The organism is Planctobacterium sp. R6, from assembly GCF_055755215.1.
The window spans coordinates 1-18,903 of sequence record NZ_JBVTQY010000060.1; the positions used below are offsets into that span (position 1 = coordinate 1).

At 45.4% G+C, this 18,903-nt stretch carries 17 protein-coding genes; 13 read left to right on the top strand and 4 right to left on the bottom strand.

The window, feature by feature from the left end; translation table 11 throughout:
* Positions 1-250 precede the first annotated feature (250 nt).
* The 4 genes from AC0J20_RS21830 to AC0J20_RS21845 form a co-directional block, all read right to left on the bottom strand.
* A complete protein-coding gene (locus AC0J20_RS21830; RefSeq protein ID WP_473023357.1) occupies positions 251-1,786 on the bottom strand; it encodes a DUF2079 domain-containing protein in 1,536 nt (511 codons plus the stop codon).
* 147 nt (positions 1,787-1,933) lie between these two features.
* Positions 1,934-2,941: a sensor histidine kinase gene (locus AC0J20_RS21835; RefSeq protein ID WP_473023358.1), complete on the bottom strand. Its 1,008-nt coding sequence runs from the start codon at positions 2,939-2,941 to the stop codon at positions 1,934-1,936.
* A gap of 122 nt (positions 2,942-3,063) precedes the next feature.
* The gene (locus AC0J20_RS21840) at positions 3,064-3,813 is read right to left on the bottom strand and encodes a LytR/AlgR family response regulator transcription factor (protein ID WP_229530625.1); all 750 of its coding nucleotides are present in this window, start codon (positions 3,811-3,813) and stop codon (positions 3,064-3,066) included.
* 116 nt (positions 3,814-3,929) lie between these two features.
* Positions 3,930-5,156 carry a saccharopine dehydrogenase family protein gene (locus AC0J20_RS21845; protein WP_473023359.1) on the bottom strand — a complete coding sequence of 409 codons (1,227 nt, stop codon included), beginning with the start codon at positions 5,154-5,156 and terminating at the stop codon, positions 3,930-3,932.
* A gap of 177 nt (positions 5,157-5,333) precedes the next feature.
* Here AC0J20_RS21845 and AC0J20_RS21850 point away from each other — a divergent pair, with 177 nt between their 5' ends.
* The 13 genes from AC0J20_RS21850 to AC0J20_RS21910 all read left to right on the top strand — a co-directional run bounded on the left by AC0J20_RS21850 (position 5,334) and on the right by AC0J20_RS21910 (position 18,877).
* Positions 5,334-6,203 carry a sulfite exporter TauE/SafE family protein gene (locus AC0J20_RS21850; RefSeq protein WP_473023360.1) on the top strand — a complete coding sequence of 290 codons (870 nt, stop codon included), beginning with the start codon at positions 5,334-5,336 and terminating at the stop codon, positions 6,201-6,203.
* Between the two features lie 44 nt (positions 6,204-6,247).
* The gene (locus AC0J20_RS21855; RefSeq protein ID WP_473023361.1) at positions 6,248-8,158 is read left to right on the top strand and encodes an ATP-dependent DNA helicase; all 1,911 of its coding nucleotides are present in this window, start codon (positions 6,248-6,250) and stop codon (positions 8,156-8,158) included.
* A 9-nt stretch (positions 8,159-8,167) separates the two neighbouring features.
* A complete protein-coding gene (tsaB, locus tag AC0J20_RS21860; RefSeq protein WP_473023362.1) occupies positions 8,168-8,851 on the top strand; it encodes a tRNA (adenosine(37)-N6)-threonylcarbamoyltransferase complex dimerization subunit type 1 TsaB in 684 nt (227 codons plus the stop codon).
* 91 nt (positions 8,852-8,942) lie between these two features.
* Positions 8,943-9,263, top strand: coding sequence for a hypothetical protein (locus tag AC0J20_RS21865; protein ID WP_473023363.1), 321 nt, complete (start codon positions 8,943-8,945; stop codon positions 9,261-9,263).
* A gap of 124 nt (positions 9,264-9,387) precedes the next feature.
* Positions 9,388-10,089: a Slp family lipoprotein gene (locus AC0J20_RS21870; RefSeq protein ID WP_229530630.1), complete on the top strand. Its 702-nt coding sequence runs from the start codon at positions 9,388-9,390 to the stop codon at positions 10,087-10,089.
* Between the two features lie 63 nt (positions 10,090-10,152).
* On the top strand, positions 10,153-10,989 hold the full coding sequence (locus AC0J20_RS21875; RefSeq protein WP_473023364.1) for an alpha/beta fold hydrolase: 837 nt from the start codon (positions 10,153-10,155) through the stop codon (positions 10,987-10,989).
* Between the two features lie 179 nt (positions 10,990-11,168).
* Positions 11,169-12,821 carry a long-chain-fatty-acid--CoA ligase FadD gene (gene fadD / locus AC0J20_RS21880; RefSeq protein ID WP_473023365.1) on the top strand — a complete coding sequence of 551 codons (1,653 nt, stop codon included), beginning with the start codon at positions 11,169-11,171 and terminating at the stop codon, positions 12,819-12,821.
* Positions 12,822-12,871: 50 nt separating this feature from the next.
* Positions 12,872-13,999 (top strand): ribonuclease D, encoded by a 1,128-nt coding sequence (gene rnd, locus AC0J20_RS21885; protein WP_473023366.1) that lies wholly within the window; start codon positions 12,872-12,874, stop codon positions 13,997-13,999.
* A gap of 29 nt (positions 14,000-14,028) precedes the next feature.
* Entirely contained in the window at positions 14,029-14,313 is a 285-nt protein-coding gene (locus tag AC0J20_RS21890) for a YcgL domain-containing protein (protein ID WP_229530634.1), read from the top strand.
* Entirely contained in the window at positions 14,306-15,313 is a 1,008-nt protein-coding gene (locus tag AC0J20_RS21895) for a lytic murein transglycosylase (RefSeq protein WP_473023367.1), read from the top strand. Before AC0J20_RS21890 ends, AC0J20_RS21895 begins: the two co-directional genes overlap by 8 nt.
* Positions 15,314-15,317: 4 nt before the next feature.
* Positions 15,318-16,004 carry a fumarylacetoacetate hydrolase family protein gene (locus tag AC0J20_RS21900; RefSeq protein ID WP_473023368.1) on the top strand — a complete coding sequence of 229 codons (687 nt, stop codon included), beginning with the start codon at positions 15,318-15,320 and terminating at the stop codon, positions 16,002-16,004.
* A gap of 1 nt (position 16,005) precedes the next feature.
* Positions 16,006-16,497, top strand: a complete 492-nt coding sequence (locus AC0J20_RS21905; RefSeq protein ID WP_473023369.1) for a YcgN family cysteine cluster protein — start codon at positions 16,006-16,008, stop codon at positions 16,495-16,497.
* A 442-nt stretch (positions 16,498-16,939) separates the two neighbouring features.
* Positions 16,940-18,877, top strand: a complete 1,938-nt coding sequence (locus AC0J20_RS21910) for a TonB-dependent receptor plug domain-containing protein (protein ID WP_473023370.1) — start codon at positions 16,940-16,942, stop codon at positions 18,875-18,877.
* The last annotated feature ends 26 nt before the right edge of the window (positions 18,878-18,903 follow it).

Below are 18,903 nucleotides of genomic sequence, written 5' to 3' on the forward strand. Positions count from 1 at the left end.
ATTGAAATCTCCAATTTCTATATGCCTATTAGATCAAAGGCCTGGATCTGCGTCCAGGCCTTTTTCAACAGTCTGAAACCGACGTAAGTCGGTTTTTTTGTCTATGGGCCAGGAATTCCGCGGACATCTCCCGTTAATGATATAGAGCCGCTAAATATCTCACGAGAGCGCCATTAGTCGTGGTTGTATTGACTTACACAGTACCGGTCACTCAACACAACAGCTGAAACACCGCTTACTAACCTGTGCATTACTCTTTTGCAATTCTTAATAGATATAAATTCGACCCTTCGGTAGCAATGATTTTTTTAGCTTCTGAAAACTGTTTTTGATCCAGTGGTTTTAAAAAGTTCTTAGGTTGCTGATGATTAAACTGGGCATCTACCCTGAATAAGAAAAACCGCGAGTCATGATGCGCAAGTGTTGTTATTTTGCTGTCTTTTAATAAGTTAATTATTAATTGAATTAAAGACATGTCATTTTCGATATGTAATAACTCAGTGTCGATAAACAGATATTCAGCATGATAGGAATGCTCTGATAGCAGTAAATGTTTACGGTTTGCGGCATAAGGCCAATATGCATACTGGCTGCCGAGTTTTGCCTGTTCAGGAAGCATATATTCAACCTCCCGAAAGTACGCTAAATTCACTCTGGAATTTGAAGTTTCAGACAAGGTCGTTTCGAAGATGAGATTTCGTGATTTAGCGAGACTATAAAAAGAGCCTAACAAAACAATGGCGATAAGATGCCAGGTGTAGAGCCTGGTGGCCGCTGATGAATTTAACCCCGTTGTGATTTTCTTCCATTGCGTGAATCCTAACATGGATGCAATGACTACGATTGTGACAGATGGTAATCCGTGCCAGTCAAATATGTAGGTTTCATAGCTACTGAAATGATAGATGACCAGCTCCGGAACGATGGTAAGCAGAAGCAAGGGGGACAAGAATGCTGATATAAACCAGAACAATTCTTTATTGGCCCAAAGTGAACATAGCATCGCGCTGAACGAAGTTTTTTGTGAAATTGCTCGTTCAATAATGTCGGAAGCATGTTGAGGTTTGACATTATAGATATCGGGAATGATGACAAGGGCAAAGACGATAAATGCGATGGCCAATCCGCCCGTCACAACAGCTCTTTTCCTGTCGTTAGTGGTTACAAATGCAATTACTGATGCAATCAGCACAATAAAGGGGACGTTTTCCTTCAGACCCAAAGTGAGAATAAGCATAAAGTAATACATTAAATAGCGAGGACTTTTGAATAAAATCAGGGAAGCAAGAAGTAATGGGGGAATTAATGTGTCGTGATGGAACCCGTTTCCAATGTCTAATGTAGCCATAACGACCGTTGGGTGAACACAGTAGGAAATAATTGTCAGTATCGCAATGGTTTTAGGCAGGTTGATTTTTTGTGAGTAAATAAAAAATAACAAAGCCGTAAATACTGGGGTAACTCCCTGGAGCAACAGCAACATGTACGGAGAGCTCCAGGCCTTATACAATGGCACCAGTAACGCTAAAGTTGGCGCAAAATGCTCGGTAAGGTAGCTCTGGTAGCCAAATTCATAAAACAAAAAATCAGAGTAAAAAAACAATCCGTTGAGGTTAGTGTTCCACAATATATTCTGGTACAAAGTAAGGTCGGCATTGGCAAGTCCATGATGTAAAGCCGTAATTTTTAAATAACAAAGGCAAGCGCCATAGAACAGAAGAAACAAACATAAGATAGCTTCCTTTGTATTCCAGTAAGCATTATTTTTTCTTGTAGTTGTCTTCATAGAAATTAAACTGGGTTGCGCCGCTACGTGCTATTGCAAACATACAGTGAATTTTACTCAGCATCGAGTTTACCTACTCGGTTTATGAGATAAAAGCAGTGTTATTGTTGAATAGCTTGTATATGTTGTTTTTTGAGCCATACAGGCTTAAAGCCTTTCTTCTTCACTGATGGCTGGTAAGGTCATTTCAACCACAAAATCGTGATTTTCGATAAATTGTCGGAATTGGCACTCTTCGCCATAGATTAGCGTAAGGCGAGCTTTATTGTTACCAATACCCATACCGAAACCTTTGTTATTGCTGTTTTCATCCAGCGGATTGCTAATACGAATGTACAGACCTTCGTCGATGACTTCGGCTTGAAGTACGATACTGCAATGGGTTTTGGAGCCGTGGACAACCGCGTTTTCTATCAGGGGTAACAACAACATGCCTGGCACTCTTCTATACAATGCGTCTTTAGATACCTCTTTGTGAAAGGACAGTTTGTCACCGAAGCGCAGTTTTTGCATGTAGATAAAATTGTCCAACAGGGACAATTCGGCTTCCAGTGTACTGAAATTACTCATTCTGTTATCAATGATCCCCCTGAGTAACAGAGACAGTTCATTGAGGGCGTTCAGTGCGTCCGGCTTGCGCTCTGTTCTTACTAATGCAGAGATGCTGTTTAATACATTAAACAAAAAGTGTGGATTGAGCTGGGCCCTGAATGTGGCGAGTTCCGATTGAACCAGCTTTCTGTTGAGTTTTTCCTGTTGCAGTTGCGCATAAACACCGGTTTCATACCACTGCCAGCCGATGCCGATCAATATGTACAGCACATACATTTGAAAATCCAGATTCCACCAGTTGTGAGTGGTGAAATGCTGAAATGCTCTCACCATAGTGTCCAGGTGTAAGGGCTTCAAACCTGGTAGGTAATTGTTCAGAAAGTACAGGGCATGCACTGCAATCGAGGTTTGCAGACAAAAGATCAATAAGATGCTTATCAGTACCAAAATCAGCCTGATAACTGTGCTGTATTTTTGCTGCCAAATAAAACAGGCTGAGGCAATGAGCATTGGCATCACCAAAAAGTTACCAGTCCACCACTGCATGCCTTCTGCAAAATAGTGCCAAAAGGTGGAGAAAGTCCAGTCATTAAGGTAACGCACTCGTCGCAGAGAATAACCACAGAGTGTAATTAGCCAATAAATAGCGCAAAGTTTCCACAGAACAGGTGTAAAAAGACGTTGTGGAAAACGGATTTTTTGAGTTTCTGACATTTTATAGTGATTCAACTAAAGAAGTTTAATACCTGGTTTTTCAGTTGTCGCGACACTGGTAGTGTTCTGCCGCACTTGAGTTTTGCCGTGTAATCACCTCGGGTACTGGCAAGCAATTCTGATATGGCGCTGATCCGCACTATCGAGGAACGATGAATACGGATAAAATCTTGTCGGCTTAAGCGGTTTTCCATGTTTAGCATGGTTTCACGGTGCAATACCATTTGACCACTTTTCAGATAGATCTCGACGTAATTACCGCTGCCCAGCAGGTAGTCTATATCACGGATCTCAATAATTCTGATTTTACCGACCTCTTTGACCGGGATGACTTCACTGACGGGGTTGTTGAGCTGCCTGGAAACAAGACTAAATACCTCCTTTACTTGCTCGTTGTCCGGTTCAGCGCTGAGTAATCGATGACAAACTCTGTCGTAAGATTCGGCAAAGCGCTTTTCGTCTATTGGTTTAAGTAAATAATCAATGGCACTCAGCTCGAATGCTTCAATGGCAAATTCACTGTAAGCAGTTACAAACACAATGACGGATTTCCCGGTGAAGATTTTAGCCAGATCTATACCGGAGATTCTCGGCATATTAATATCCAGATAAGTCACATCCGGTTTTTCTGCAAAAAAGATATCCACCGCACTACTGGCGTTATCTGAGGTTATGATGTCATTGGACGGGGCTTGAGTTTTTAGCAACGAAACTAAATTATCAATGGCCAGTTGTTCATCATCAACTACGAGGATTTTCACGGCTAAACTTGCTGCTCTTCAAAAACTGCTAATGATAGGTTAGCTCAGCCAAAAGGTAATCACCAATTCGTCCCTGAAAACCTGCAACTGGCATACATTGTTAGGGTGGTCAAGCACTAATCGTTGAGTTGTTCAAATGTCAATCCGGCTTTTTCCTTCAGTCGTTCAATCAATGGCATACCGAATAGGGTCGAGGGAGTCCAAAATCCGCCCGTTGAGGCATCTTCGGAAGCCTTATTGAGTTCTGAAAAGAAAATTGCGGTTTCCGCTAACATTTTAGCGGTAGAGCCGTAGCCGGGATCTTTGTCTCCGGTAACTTTACATCTGATGCTCTTACCTGTGGCGGTTTCACCAAAAAAATGCATATTAAAATAGCCATTTTCCTGTTCATCCGGTGTTGGGCCGTCGCCAGGCTTAGGCAGAAACAGGGATTCCATTGCCGCGCGTAAAGGCGATATCGCTGCAGAAACCATAAATGCGCCCAGCCCGTAGGTCAGGGCTTTTGCTTTAAAGGCGGACGGGCTTAACATCGCTTCGTCATAGAGAAAGTTTTTGCCGTACCGGGCGTTCAGTAATGCATTACTACGATGCACAATTCGGGTATTAATAGACGCCATGACAAAAGGAGCCGTCCATTGTTTAAAATCACTGTCGTACTTTGCTTTGTTGTTACTGGCCTGTCGGGCAAAAAACGGATGATCTGCGGGGCAAAGTGCATAGGGGTTTGTGAGGGTACGTCGCAATGCCGGATCACTGGCTGCTTCCTTGGCCACATTGAGCAGGCTGGCGACCGTGCCACCTGAAAAACCACCTTTCATGGCTTTCACCCGCATTTTTACCCGATAGCAGTAATGACCAAACTGCTGTTTGGCGGCTTCCTGTAAGAACAATACCCCCATATCGGAAGGAATAGAATCAAAGCCACAACAGTGGACAATGCGCGCGCCTGAAGCTTTTGCTTTTTCATGATACTTTTCAACCATGCGTGCTATCCACTGAGTTTCACCCGTGAGGTCGCAATAATCAGTGCCCGATTCACTGCACACTTTTACCAGTGGTTCGCCATAAAGCGCGTAGGGCCCTACTGTTGAAACCACTAACCTGGTTTGACTGACCATAGCGCTGAGTTGCGCCTCATCTGCAGCGTCTGCCAAAATGGTAGGAATTGTCTTGGCATTGTCACCTAACTGACTTTTTAACTGTTCCAGTTTTTGCGCGGAGCGGCCGGCAATCGCCCAACGTATATCTGAATCCTGGTAGTTTTCCGCTAAATAACGACACAAAATTTTGCCAACGAAGCTGCTGGCGCCAAATATTACAAAGTCAAATGGGGTGTCGCTCACAGGCGGAAACTCCTTGTTCTGTCATCGGAAATAAAAATGTAGGTGCTGCGGGTAGTATTTACAACCGGGACAACTAACTTTCTTTGCATATTCTTAAAATCTGCAGATAATGAGCGCCGGTTTAGGCTTTTAACAGCCATCGGCGTTAATCAGAGTGTTATTTCTTACATATTATTCATGAACAGTATTAATCCAACCTTTGTGCGACTTTCTCTATTTACTGTCTGGTGCACCGCTTTTTATCTGATGTCAGATGAACCCGTGGCGCTGTTTCTGGATTATGCAGGCTTTGCTTTGCTGGGGGTTGCCGGGGCTGTTTTTGCCAATGCTACAGGCGCAGGAGGCGGGGTTATCTTTGTGCCCTTTTTCAGCCAACTGGGATTGGACAATATCACCATTGTTGCCACCAGTTTTGCAATCCAATGTTTTGGCATGACAGCGGGTGCGATTTCCTGGTATCTGTGGTTCAGGAAACACCAAAATAGCAACCCTGAGTGGCAACCAGTTCATCGGGTTTTGTGGTGGACAGTCCCGTTTTCCATTGCCGGTATCGTTTTTGTTCAGATTACAGGGTTTGAATCGCCAAATAGTTTGCATGCAACCTTTGGGGCGTTTTCCGTGTTTTTAGCTATCGCGATATTTGCATCAATTCCATTGCTAAAAAAACAGCGCTTTAACCGTCATTTGACAAGAATTGACTATCTGCTTTTACCGCTGATATCAGTGGTAGGTGGCGGGATTACCGCCTGGTTGTCAGTGGGGGTCGGGGAGTTGATTGCGATTTATTTGATCTTTCGTCGCTTTAATGTGTCTTTTGCCATTGCCTGCGCCGTTATTCTAAGTGCCTTTTCGGTTTGGTTTGGCGTGCTGTACCATGTATTTGATACGCAGTCGGTTTATTGGTCTGTCGTGATTTTTGCCGGACTTGGGGCTGCTGTTGGTGGTACCCTGGCACGGCATCTCGCACTGTATTTTTCAGTTACTCACTTAAAGGTGTTCTTTGCCGCCTGGGTATTGCTGATTGGTATTGCATCCATGCCGTTGTAAACTGTTCCATTTTTTCCCGAAACTTCGATGTTCAAGATGATGTTATGACTGATGTGAAGAGCGCTTTTGCGCCAGATGGCGAGCTGGCCAGCAGTATCGAAAATTTTAAGCCAAGAGAAGCGCAAATCAGCATGGCTGAAGCTGTAGCTCAGTCAATAAAATCGCAGTCGCAATTGGTGGTGGAAGCAGGAACCGGCACCGGGAAAACCTTTGCCTATTTGGTGCCGGCCTTATTGAGTAAGCGTAAGACCATTGTATCTACCGGAACAAAAAACCTTCAGGAACAACTTTTCCTCAGGGATTTACCGCTCATTAAAAAAGCCTTGAAAAGCCACAAGAGTACCGCTTTGCTGAAAGGCCGGGCCAATTATTTATGTTTGACGAGGCTGGCGCAACACAGTCGAGGCACCAATCTGATGAGTGCAGAGGTACTTGCAGACCTGACGCGGGTTAAAAGTTGGGCTGTCACCACGGAATCTGGCGATATTGGCGAAATATCGGCCATCAAAGAAGACTCCGGGGTTTTACCTTATGTCACCTCCACGGTAGATAATTGTCTGGGACGGGACTGTCCTGACTACGAAGATTGCTATTTGGTGAAAGCCCGAAAAAAAGCCATGGAATCCGAGTTGGTTGTGGTTAATCACCATTTGTTCTTTGCCGATCTGGCGTTAAAAGATACCGGGTTCGGTGAGCTAATTCCGGAAGCAGAGGCCATCATTTTTGACGAAGCACACCAGATCCCAGATATTGCCACTGAGTATTTTGGCGAGGCGCTGTCTGGCCGACAGGTACATGATATCTGTAAAGACATTGAAGCTTTGCAAAAGACAGTGTTAAAAGATGCCAGCCAGCTATCGCAGGCGGCGGAGCAGTTGCGCGGTTGCATGGCTGAATTGCGCTTGCTGTATCCGCTACAACCGCAAAAAGGCAATTGGTTTGAGCAATTGCGTCGGGAAGAGGTTATTGAACAAATGACCCGTCTCGGCGAGGCATTCGAAGTGCTGTACCAGGTAAGCAAGCTGCACCTTAACCGGGATAAAGCATTTGATGCATTGTTTGAACGCCTGGTGGAAGTCAGAAGCCGGCTGGCTATTATGCAGGACGAACAGCAACTCAATATCAGTTTGTGGTATGAAACCACACCAAAACACATTATTTTGCATGCCACGCCACTGAGCATAGCCGGAAAGTTTGGGGCGATACTGGATAACAGTGACAGTGCCTGGGTATTTACATCCGCAACACTGGCCGTTGGTGACAATTTTAATCATTTTAAGAAATTACTGGGGCTAAAACCCGCCAAAGAACTGATTCTGGATAGTCCCTTTGATTATCAAAAACAGTCGCTGCTGTGTGTGCCGCGTTATTTGTCAGAAGCCAATCATTTTGACCGCAAAAAAGCGCTGTTGCAGGTTGCGCTTAAGATCATTGAAGCCAGTGGCGGGCGATGTTTTCTGTTGTTTACCAGTCACAATATGATGAGACAACTGGCAGCTCTGTTGGAAGATAAAATTAATAATCCAATCTTGGTGCAGGGCGACACCAGTAAACGAGAGCTACTGGAACAATTTATTGCGAATGACAACGCGGTTCTGTTGGGCACCGGTGCATTTTGGGAAGGTGTTGATGTCAGGGGCGATAAACTCACCTGTGTTATGATTGACAAGCTACCTTTTGCATCACCGGACGACCCATTGCTTCAGGCAAAGGTGGAAGATTGTCGCAAAAAAGGCCTGAACCCTTTTGCTACAATGCAAATTCCTCAGGCGGTCATTTCACTGAAACAAGGGGCAGGGCGGCTTATCCGCGATGTGCAGGACAAGGGCGTGTTGGTTATTTGTGATGACCGGTTGGTAAATAAAGATTATGGCAAAACATTTGTTAAGAGCTTGCCCGATATGAAGCGCACGCGCTCGCTGCAACTGGCTCTTGATTTTTTAAAGGCATTATAGGAATTAGTTTTGAACATTCTTGCAATTGATACCGCAACAGAAGCCTGTTCTGTTGCCCTTGAAACCGAAGTGGGTATCGTTTCCCGATTTGAAGTCTGTCCCCAGGAGCACAGCCGCAAATTGCTGCCCATGGTTAAGTCGGTGCTGGAGGAAACCTCTATCCACTTACAGGAACTGGATGCGTTGGCGGTGGGTGCCGGTCCAGGCAGTTTTACTGGTGTGCGTATTGCCATGGGTATGATACAGGGGCTTGCTTATGGCGCCTCATTACCGATAGTGAAAGTCAGCACCTTGCAGGCGATGGCGCAACAAGCTGCCAGGCTAAATTCGTGCTCAGAGGTTGTTGCCTTAATTGATGCACGAATGTCGGAAGTGTATTTTGGCCACTACATGGCAGACGAATCCGGCGTAATGCAACTACAAAACGAGGAACTGGTTGTATCACCTGAGGCCTTGTTGGCCGGGCCATTAGCCGGATTAAATCACTATGCTCAGGCCGGTACAGGATGGCAAGCGTATGAGGCGTTGTCTGCGTTAACTACTACTGAGGTAGCTGTAATGTACCCCAGCGCAGAATTTATGCTACCCATGGCAAAGCAACTTTGGCGGGCGGGTCAACACTATGAGCCGGCCAATATTGAGCCGACTTACTTGCGAGATAAAGTCACCTGGAAAAAGCTGCCGGGACGATAAGTACTTGAAAAATTTAATTTTGGCGAAATATTTGCTTAATATTTGCAAAATTGACCCGATACAGAAGATGTAATCTGTTTGGAAGTGTTCAGTGAACTTTGAATCTACCGTATTAACCCGACCGGGAACTTTAATTATCAGTCCGCCTGTCAATGAGACCGGGCAACAGGCAGCTGCGCTTAAGTCTCGCCAGGATGATAGTGCTCCGGGACAACAGCCGTTCCAATACGAAACGGTCGTAAAGCGCGGCAATTCAGACTCTTACGCCGAAGCGGATAAATACCGTGAACAACAGGAAGGCGCTTACACCGGGTCTGGCAAACGCAGTGGTGTCGATGCCTATCAAAGTCTGGCGTTAGATTATCGCCGCGAGGAAATCAAACAAATGATGGGCGTAGACACATACGCTTAGCCTGTTTTGCTGCTTTCAGTGCACAGAGCCTCATGCTTAATTCAGTAGATATTCACTTTCCCTGGCTATACTTATACACTGATAGAAACGCATTTTTGCATAAAGGAAAAGTGAGGGCAGTCTCATGAATTGCAGTTTAATCAAACGAAACCTGTTACCTCTAATCGTGATGTTGCTAATGGCAGGGTGCGCTTCTGTGCCCGAGAGTGTGCAATTGCCGGAAGATACGCCGTTGGTCCCATATCAGCAGGCGGCCGCCGAACCTGATGTGCAAAAGGACAAAATGGCACGTTGGGGTGGGGTCATTGCGAATATCGAGAACAAGCAAGATAAAACCCAGTTAGACCTGGTATTTTACCCGCTAAGAGGCTACGGCCGTCCGATTGTGGGCAAGGAAAGTATTGGTCGCTTTCGCGTTTATGTTAAAGGCTTTTTAGATCCTATGGTCTATAAAAAGGGACGCAGCGTAACGTTCGCCGGCAAGATTAAAGGCATTGAAGAAGGTCTTGTTGGTGAGCACGTGTATCAGTACCCTACGCTGGAAGCAACCGGCTATTACCTGTGGGAAGATATTGATCGTATTGAAATCGAAACCATTTCGGTCTGGCCTCATTTCCGCTATGGCTATCCTTACGGCTACCGTGGCATTTACGGATGGAACCACTGGCCATTTTATCAAAGGCACGTTGTAGTGCGAAAACATCAACACCACAACAATGGCGGAAACCAGGGTGACAGCGGTGCGATTAACGGCAATCACTCTAATAATCGCAGTAACGACAGAGGAAATGACTGGCATAAGCAAAGAGGCAATCGAGAGCCGTAAGACTTGTTGTTACCCTGCAAAAAATGATAAAAAGCGGCAAATTATTGCCGCTTTGTAGTATTTATGAAAGACATCGAGATTCCGCTTGCCAATATCACCTTACGTGGTCTTGAATTTGGTGACAGTAACCAACCCACGATTCTGGCATTGCATGGTTGGTTAGACAATGCCGCCAGTTTTATCCCACTTGCGGCGTGCTTATCCGATTACCACATTCTTGCTGTAGATTTTGCCGGACATGGCAAAAGTGATCACAGAGTTCCCGGAGCCCACTATCATCTTATGGACAATGTTCAGGACTTGCACGAACTGGTGACGTATCTCAAGCTGAACAAGGTCTTGCTCCTTGGGCATTCGATGGGAGGTATTGTTGCTTCTGTTTACGCCAGTTGTTTCCCGGAAAATGTTGAACGGCTTGCCGTAATAGAATCTTTTGGTCCCCTGACAATGGCAGCAGATACCAGTCCGGAACAACTTAAAAAGTCCATTGAAAGTCGCTTGGCGATGCAGCAAAAAGCACCTCGCCATCCCGACTCTCTGGAAACTGCCGTTAAAGCAAGGTTAATGGCTGGCGATATGAACAAGGCTTCTGCTCAGCTGCTTATGGAGCGCAACCTGATGCAAACACCTGATGGACTGCGTTGGCGAACAGATCCCAGGCTAAGAACGATATCTTCTCTGCGACTGACCGAAGCTCAGGCAAACGCTTTTATTGCCAATGTCAGTTGTCCATGGCTAACTCTGTTGGGGTCGGAGGGGTTTGAGAAACTCAAGGTAAACGTTGACAAACGAAAAGCGCAGGCAGCGCAGCTCGAACTGGAAACCTACCCGGGAGGGCATCATCTGCATATGGATAACCCAAGACCGGTTGCAGAAAAAATAAGCACATTTTTTTCCTGAATGATGAAGTTTCATCACTATTGTTAACGAGATGTGATTAAAAGTTTAACTTTGCAAAAGGTTTGGCTAGTATTAAACAATTGCTCTGGTCCGAGGACTAATTATTAGTTTTGCGTGACAACAGAGTTAACACTAACAATAAATACATTCAGACCCCAGCACCCTCAGGAGCCAATACAGTGGAAAAGATTTGGTTGCAGAATTACCACGAGAGCGTACAACCCGAAGTGGACCCAGATAAATACACTTCATTAGTTGATATCTACGAACAGTCCGTTGCTAAGTATGCCGATAAAGATGCCTACATTAACATGGGGCACAAGATAACGTTTCGGGAGCTGGACGAGTATTCAAAACAGTTCGCCGCATATTTACAAGGGCAGGGCCTTAAAAAAGGTGACGCGGTAGCGGTGATGATGCCCAACCTGATCCAATACCCGATTTGTATTTTCGGCATACTCAGAGCCGGTATGTCGGTGGTGAATGTCAATCCGATGTATACCGAACGCGAGTTGCAACATCAACTCAACGATTCTGAGGCAAAAGCCATTGTCATCGTTGAGAATTTTGCCAATACCCTGTCAGCGATTATCGATAAAACTCCCGTTAAACTCACGATGCTGACGAAAATTGGAGACATGTTACCCATCCCTAAACGTTGGATTGTCAATGCGGTACTGAAACACGTTAAGAAGATGATCCCCGATTTCAGCTTGCCAGGTGCTGTGCCGTTTTTGGATGCGTTGAGCCGGGGCAAGAATCTGCCATTTAACAAACCTGAGATCAGTAATGATGATATTGCCTTTTTGCAGTATACCGGCGGCACGACCGGGGTATCTAAAGGGGGGATGCTGACCCATCGCAACATGGTGGCCAACCTGGAGCAGGTATCCGGAATACTCGAACCCGTCATTACCCCGGGAGAGGAAATTGTGGTGACCGCATTGCCGCTATACCACATTTTCGCGTTACAAGGTAACTGCCTGACCTTTATGAAGTTTGGTTGTCCAAATCTGTTGATCACAAATCCGCGTGACATGCCGGGATTTGTCAATGAACTGAGTAAATATGACTTTTCCATTATTACCGGGGTAAACACCTTGTTTAACGGTTTGCTAAACACGCCCGGATTCAGCGAACTGGACTTTTCCCGCTTTAAATTTGGTTTAGGCGGCGGTATGGCGGTGCAAAGCTCTGTGGCTGAGCGCTGGCATGATGTAACCGGTACCGTCTTACTGGAAGGTTATGGCTTAACTGAATGTAGCCCGGTGGTTACCGTAAATCCGCCACAGCTGGAACGATATAAAGGGTCGATCGGCATGCCTGTGCCTTCAACGGATATCCGTTTGTTGGATGAACAGGGCAATGAAGTGCCGATGGGGGAAGCCGGTGAAATGTATGTGCGTGGGCCACAGGTAATGAAAGGCTACCTGAATCGTCCGGAAGCTACTGACGAAATCATCAAAGATGGTTGGTTAGCCACCGGAGATATCGCTAAGTGTGACGAAGACGGTTATTTCTATATTGTCGATCGCAAAAAAGACATGATTCTGGTATCCGGGTTTAACGTCTTCCCCAACGAAGTCGAAGATGTGACAACGATGCATCCGGGCGTTCTGGAAGCGGCTGCAATCGGCGTCCCACATGAGGTTTCCGGTGAAATTGTAAAACTGTTTATCGTGAAAAAAGACGAGGCGCTCACTGATAAGGATATCATCGCGCATTGTAAATCTCACCTGACAGGTTATAAGGTGCCAAAAATTGTTGAGTTTAGAGACGAGCTTCCTAAATCAAATGTTGGTAAGATACTGCGCAGGCAACTCAGAGATTAATAAAAATAACCGGCGCCAGCCGGTTTTTTTTACCCCAACATTTGATACTTATGGAATTCCAAATAATCAACGACAACGGAAGCCTGGCAGGATACTGTCAGCAATCTAAAGGGGCAGAGTTTATCTCCCTTGATACCGAATTTGTACGAACCCGTACCTGGTACCCGCAATGTGGCTTAATCCAAATCAATAATGGCAAGCGCATTGTGTTGGTGGACCCGCTTACTATTTCCGACTGGCAACCACTAAAAGACATTCTGGTGGCACCTGATATTGTCAAAGTACTGCATTCTTGTTCAGAAGATTTAGAGGTATTTTCCCGGTTGTTGGGAGTTTATCCAGCACCGATATTTGATACTCAGTTTGCCGCCTGTCTGGCGGGGTTGGGCAATACCCTGGGCTACGCCAAACTCATTCAGGACCTGCTTGGGATTGAAGTGGATAAAGGCGAGTCCAGAACTGACTGGTTGCGTCGTCCTTTAAGTGATACACAATTGCAGTACGCAGCCAATGACGTGTTATATCTGCATCAGGTTTACCCAATGTTAAAATCGAAAATCGACGCCTTAGGTCGTTTTGATTGGGTCCTGCAGGAAATGGCAACACTGAGCCTGAAAAAATCCGCTAATTTGGCAGCGCAATACCGGTATCTGTTGGTGAAAAACGCCTGGCAATTAAATGCCGGGGAGTTGGCCGTTTTGCAGGAACTTGCAGGCTGGCGCTATAATAAAGCCGTGGAGCAAGATCTGGCGGCAAATTTTGTGATAAAAGAAGCGGCAATGCTGGAAATTGCCCGACGCGCACCTAAATCTATTGCGCGACTGGCCGCATTGAATGTACTTACCGGAAAAGAGATGCGTTTGTACGGGGAGGAGATATTATCCCTGATATTAACTGCATCACAGATCAACGAAGAAAATCGCCCGGAAAAAATTCGTCGCCTGGTGGATATCAAAGCTTACAAGAAGATTTGTCAAAGTATTCGCAGTGCCTGCATTGATGTGGCGGAAGAACAAAATATTCCGCTCGAAGTTTTAGCCTCTAAAAAGCAAATTAATCAGTTTTTGAAATGGTTGTGGTTTGATGTCGAAGAGTGCAAGCTCCAGGACATTAAGCCTGATCTATGTCTTGGATGGCGACACTATTTGTTAGCAGAAGTATTAAGCCAGTATCATTAATTATTCATTGAAGTCAGAAATAACACAGTATGCTTTGTGCCATTTATAAAAGTAGTAAGAAAACAGAAACTTATCTGTATGTTGAAAAGCGTGACGATTTTAGTCGGGTTCCGGAGCCATTAATGGACACTTTTGGAAAGCCGCAGTTTGTCATGTTATTTAATCTTGCCGGATCAAAGAGTTTGATTCGAACCAGTAACGACAAGGTTTCCGAAGCACTGACAGAAAGTGGTTATTATTTGCAATTACCACCAAAAACAGAAAGCCTCCTGGTGCAACACAAAGCTATGGTCAAAGGTGAGCAGGATGATTAGGGCGTCCACTTTGCTTTCATTGCAGTCAATACTTCTGGCACTGTCATTGTTGGTACAACCAACCGTATTTGCGCAAAACAGCGATGGCAAAGTCAGTTTTGAGCAGTACATATCGGATTTTAAAGCAGAGGCTATGGAAAGAGGCTTTAGCCGTTCATTTTTAGATGCCAGCTTCGACGATATTCAGTTTTATCAACGGGCTGTATCATCGGATAAAAATCAGCCGGAATTTAAACAAACCCTGGATACCTATTTACCGAAAAGATTACCAGCCTGGAAGGTTAACAAAGCGATTGAGTTACACCAGACACACGAGGAATTATTGGCACAGGTCAGTGAAAAATACGGTGTGCAGTCGCGCTTTATTGTGGCGCTTTGGGGAGTAGAGAGCAACTTTGGTAAATTAACTGGTGGATATCCGGTATTGTCCGCTTTAGCGACGCTGGCCTATGAAGGCCGCCGTGAGGCCCTTTTCAGAAAGCAGTTATATGCGGCGCTGACCATCCTACATGAAGGTCATATCCAAAAAGCTGATTTTAAAGGCTCATGGGCCGGAGCGATGGGACAGAGTCAGTTTATGCCTACATCATTTTTAAATTATGCTCAGGATTTTGATGGTGATGGTAAGAAAGATATCTGGAACAACACCCAGGATGTGTTTGCGTCTATCGCTAATTTTTTGGCCACTGAAGGTTGGGATAATACCAGTACCTGGGGGCGTCAGGTTAAATTACCCGCTGGATTTAATTACAAATTAACGGGGCTGAAACGAGACAAAATGAAACCCTTACGTGAGTGGCAGACCCTTGGGGTCAGACGCATGGACGGACGGGATTTACCTGAAAGGGAACTGATGGCATCGTTGATTATGCCGGATGATGAAAAAGGACGCATCTATCTGGTGTATGAGAACTTTCATACACTGATGGGTTGGAACCGCTCGACGTATTTTGGTGCCTCTGTCGGCCACCTGGCAGATCGAATAAAGCTGGGACGATGAGACTATGGAGACAGTGACCCAATACCAACATCGTTTTACAGACGGTAAACCCTGTCTTTTACAACCAGGAAAAGTGGTGTGTGTAGGGCGCAACTATGCCGATCACATCGCTGAACTAAGCAATGCGGTACCAAAAGAGCCATTATTGTTCATCAAAGCAAATAATAGTCTGACGCCATTTCACGATGTCATTCACATTCCGGTAACTGGTGAATGTCACAACGAACTTGAATTGGCCTTTCTGTTGGGAAAACCGTTGCGCAATGCAGATATTTCGCAAGTATATAACGCCATTGCAGGCGTGGGCCTGGCACTGGATTTAACGTTACGAGATAAACAAAGCGAACTCAAAGCCAATGGTCATCCGTGGGAAAGAGCAAAAGCATTCGATGGCAGTTGTCCTGTGAGCGAATTCATGTCTGTGTCTGCGGATACATTAAACGCGGCTTTTCAGTTCCAACTTGAAGTAAATGGACATTGTCGCCAGCAGGGAGATTCATCCAATATGTTGTGGCAGTGGCCAGAATTGCTGGCCCATGTTTCACAAACCTTTACGCTTTTTCCCGGTGACATTGTGCTAACCGGCACGCCTAAAGGGGTTGGTCCACTGGTGTCTGGTGACCAGATTAAAGCTTCTTTGCACAACATGTTAACCTGTGAAGCCACAGTGAAGCAGGGGAGTACACTGTAAAATGCCGGCCTTTTGGGAAGAGAAATCATTATCAGAAATGACCCGTCAGGAATGGGAATCTCTCTGTGACGGATGTGGCAAATGTTGTCTGCACAAGTTTATTGATGATGACGCCGTTGAAACCCCGGAAACCACGGATGTGCTGGAAGAGGGTGAGACGGTTGAATTTACCAATATTGTCTGCGATTACCTCAATACCAAAACCTGTTCCTGTACGCAGTACGATAACAGAACAGAACTGGTGCCTGATTGCGTGCAACTTACGAAAGATAATTTGCGCGATATTTTTTATATGCCCACCAGTTGCAGTTATCGACGCCTGCATGAAGGCCGTGGCTTACCAGCCTGGCATCCTCTGTTAAATCGCAATAAGAAAACCGCGATGCACAAGGCCGGAATGTCGGTGCGGGGTAAGACGGTGTTTGAACATCAGGTGGATGCAAAAAAGTACGAAGACTATATCGTACTATGGCCATTGCAAGACACAGATTAATACCTGAATAACCGTTTTTGCCATTAATGCGCATTTTTTTCTGATAAACAGGTGATAAAAGCCGCATACTTTTAATTGTTGCGGTTATACGAAAAATGTTACCAGGCGTATCCTAAGCGCAATTGATTTTTCTTTTTCTGTGTTAGTATTGCTTCATAGTCAGAAGTTCGGGATCATCCCTGATCCCTTATAACAAGCGTGTTTAAGTGTGTTTTTAGCGTGTTCCATAAGGTACAGACAGCTCAAAAATCAAAATCCTCTATCAAAAAAAATATATTTTTTTAATTGCTAAAAAGTGTTTGTTTTCCGCCTTTTATCTGTCTATAAATAAATAGCGCGGATGGGGTTTCCCCCTGTGCGCAGGAAAATAAATCCACAAAAATCACATACACAATGGCTCTGTCATAGAGCTTAAACACTTAGAATAAATTGGAACACAGCTATGAACAGTCAACTATCAAAACTAAGCAAATGCATTCGTTTTGTGACAATGTCTTCATTGGCAGCGTCAATCACTGCAGTACCTGCAGTTATGGCTCAAGAATCAGGTGAAAACGCAGACGCCAGCGTTGAGAAGATCGCCGTTGTTGGTACACGTTCAGCACCGCGCTCAGTGGGTGAGTCAGCCGTACCCGTAGATATTATTTCAGAAGAAGAATTCCGTAATCAGGGCTCCACAGACATGGTTTCCATGATGCAGGCGGCAGTACCTTCTTTCAACGTTAATGAACAGCCTATTAACGATGCGTCAACCCTGGTTCGTCCTGCCAACTTACGTGGTATGGCTTCTGACCATACCCTGGTTTTGTTAAACGGTAAGCGTCGTCACCGTTCTTCGGTTATCACCTTCCTGGGTGGTGGCTTATCTGATGGTGCTCAGGGGCCGGATATTTCCGTTATCCCTTCCATTGCCCTTAAGCAGGTGGAAGTATTGCGTGATGGTGCGGCAGCACAATATGGTTCTGATGCTATCGCGGGTGTTATCAACTTCGCACTGAAAGAAGACTCCGAAGGCGGTAGCCTTGAGGCGCGTTATGGCTCTTATTATGAAGGCGACGGAGACATGATGATGATCTCCGGTAACGTAGGCCTGCCATTTACCAAAGATGGCTTCTTAAACATGAGTTATGAATACCGTGAAGCTGATGACACGTCGCGCAGTGTGCAGCGTGATGATGCCGCAGGCTTGATTGCTGGTGGTAACACCAATGTTGCCGACCCTGCCCAAATATGGGGTAACCCGGAAGTTAGTGGTGATATTAAGTTTATTTTTAACGCGGGTATCGAGTTAAACAATACCGATTCAGCTTATTTCTTTGGTAACTATGCAGAGCGCGAAGTGGACGGTGGTTTCTATTATCGTAACCCACATAATCGCGGCGGTGTATATGATGGTGGCACCAACGCTGATGGTGAACAGCTTTTATTGGTCGCTGATTTGACAGGTGATATGTCAGGAAACTGTCCGACTGATATCGTAGTGGGTGACAATGTTTTGGATAACCCGCGTTATCAAAGCGAAGTGGCCAATAACCCTGATTGTTTCGCATTTAACGAACTTTTCCCAGGCGGCTTCACTCCGCGCTTTGGTGGTAAAATTCAGGATGCGTCTTTGGTCGTTGGTACCAAGGGTGAATTTGGCGATGAAATTAACTATGACATCAGTGCTTACGTGGGCATGAACGAAGTTGATTTCTCTATTCGCAATACTGTTAACCCTTCTTTGGGTCCAGATACGCCAACCAAATTTAGCCCAGGCCGTTATATTCAGTCAGAGCAAAGTTTCAACATTGACTTAAATAAATCGTTTGATGTTGGTATGGCTGAGCCACTGTTTCTTGCCGGTGGTGTTGAATATCGCAATGAATCATACGAATCCATCGCCGGTGATGCGAAGTCTTATGAAGTAGGTCCTTTGGCTGCTCAGGGCTTTGGTATCGGCTCCAACGGTTTCCCTGGTCTGGCTGCCAGATTCCAGGGTAAAGAAAGCCGTAACAGTATTGCCATGTACCTGGATTCAGAAATGTATCTGACAGAAGATTTCATGGTTGGCGCTGCTATCCGTTTTGAAGACTTCTCTGACTTTGGTAATACCACGAAAGGTAAAGTGTCTGCTCGCTGGCAGATGACCGATGACTGGGCATTACGTGGTGCGGTGGCGACTGGCTTTAAAGCACCAACAATTGGTCAAAGTAACGTGCGTAACGTAACAACAGCGTTCTCACCGGCCGGATTGGTTGACCGTGCAACATTGCCGCCTTCGGATCCAATTGCACAGCAAAAAGGTGCAACAGAACTACAACCAGAAGAAAGCACCAGCTTTAGCTTCGGTGTCCCCCTGTGTCAGGATAGTTGTCGCCTCAGTTTTTCGTATTGTTAGACAGGGGGTGGATGACAGGTTTGAGT

Excerpts from the sequence above, each read along its gene's own strand:
- AC0J20_RS21910 (WP_473023370.1), top strand. The coding sequence starts at position 16,940 with ATGAACAGTCAACTATCAAAACTAAGCAAATGCATTCGTTTTGTGACA.
- AC0J20_RS21900 (WP_473023368.1), top strand. The coding sequence starts at position 15,318 with ATGGAGACAGTGACCCAATACCAACATCGTTTTACAGACGGTAAACCC.
- AC0J20_RS21890 (WP_229530634.1), top strand. The coding sequence starts at position 14,029 with ATGCTTTGTGCCATTTATAAAAGTAGTAAGAAAACAGAAACTTATCTG.
- AC0J20_RS21895 (WP_473023367.1), top strand. The coding sequence starts at position 14,306 with ATGATTAGGGCGTCCACTTTGCTTTCATTGCAGTCAATACTTCTGGCA.
- AC0J20_RS21855 (WP_473023361.1), top strand. The coding sequence starts at position 6,248 with ATGACTGATGTGAAGAGCGCTTTTGCGCCAGATGGCGAGCTGGCCAGC.
- AC0J20_RS21830 (WP_473023357.1), bottom strand. The coding sequence starts at position 1,786 with ATGAAGACAACTACAAGAAAAAATAATGCTTACTGGAATACAAAGGAA.
- AC0J20_RS21875 (WP_473023364.1), top strand. The coding sequence starts at position 10,153 with ATGAAAGACATCGAGATTCCGCTTGCCAATATCACCTTACGTGGTCTT.
- AC0J20_RS21905 (WP_473023369.1), top strand. The coding sequence starts at position 16,006 with ATGCCGGCCTTTTGGGAAGAGAAATCATTATCAGAAATGACCCGTCAG.
- rnd (WP_473023366.1), top strand. The coding sequence starts at position 12,872 with ATGGAATTCCAAATAATCAACGACAACGGAAGCCTGGCAGGATACTGT.
- AC0J20_RS21870 (WP_229530630.1), top strand. The coding sequence starts at position 9,388 with ATGAATTGCAGTTTAATCAAACGAAACCTGTTACCTCTAATCGTGATG.
- AC0J20_RS21850 (WP_473023360.1), top strand. The coding sequence starts at position 5,334 with ATGAACAGTATTAATCCAACCTTTGTGCGACTTTCTCTATTTACTGTC.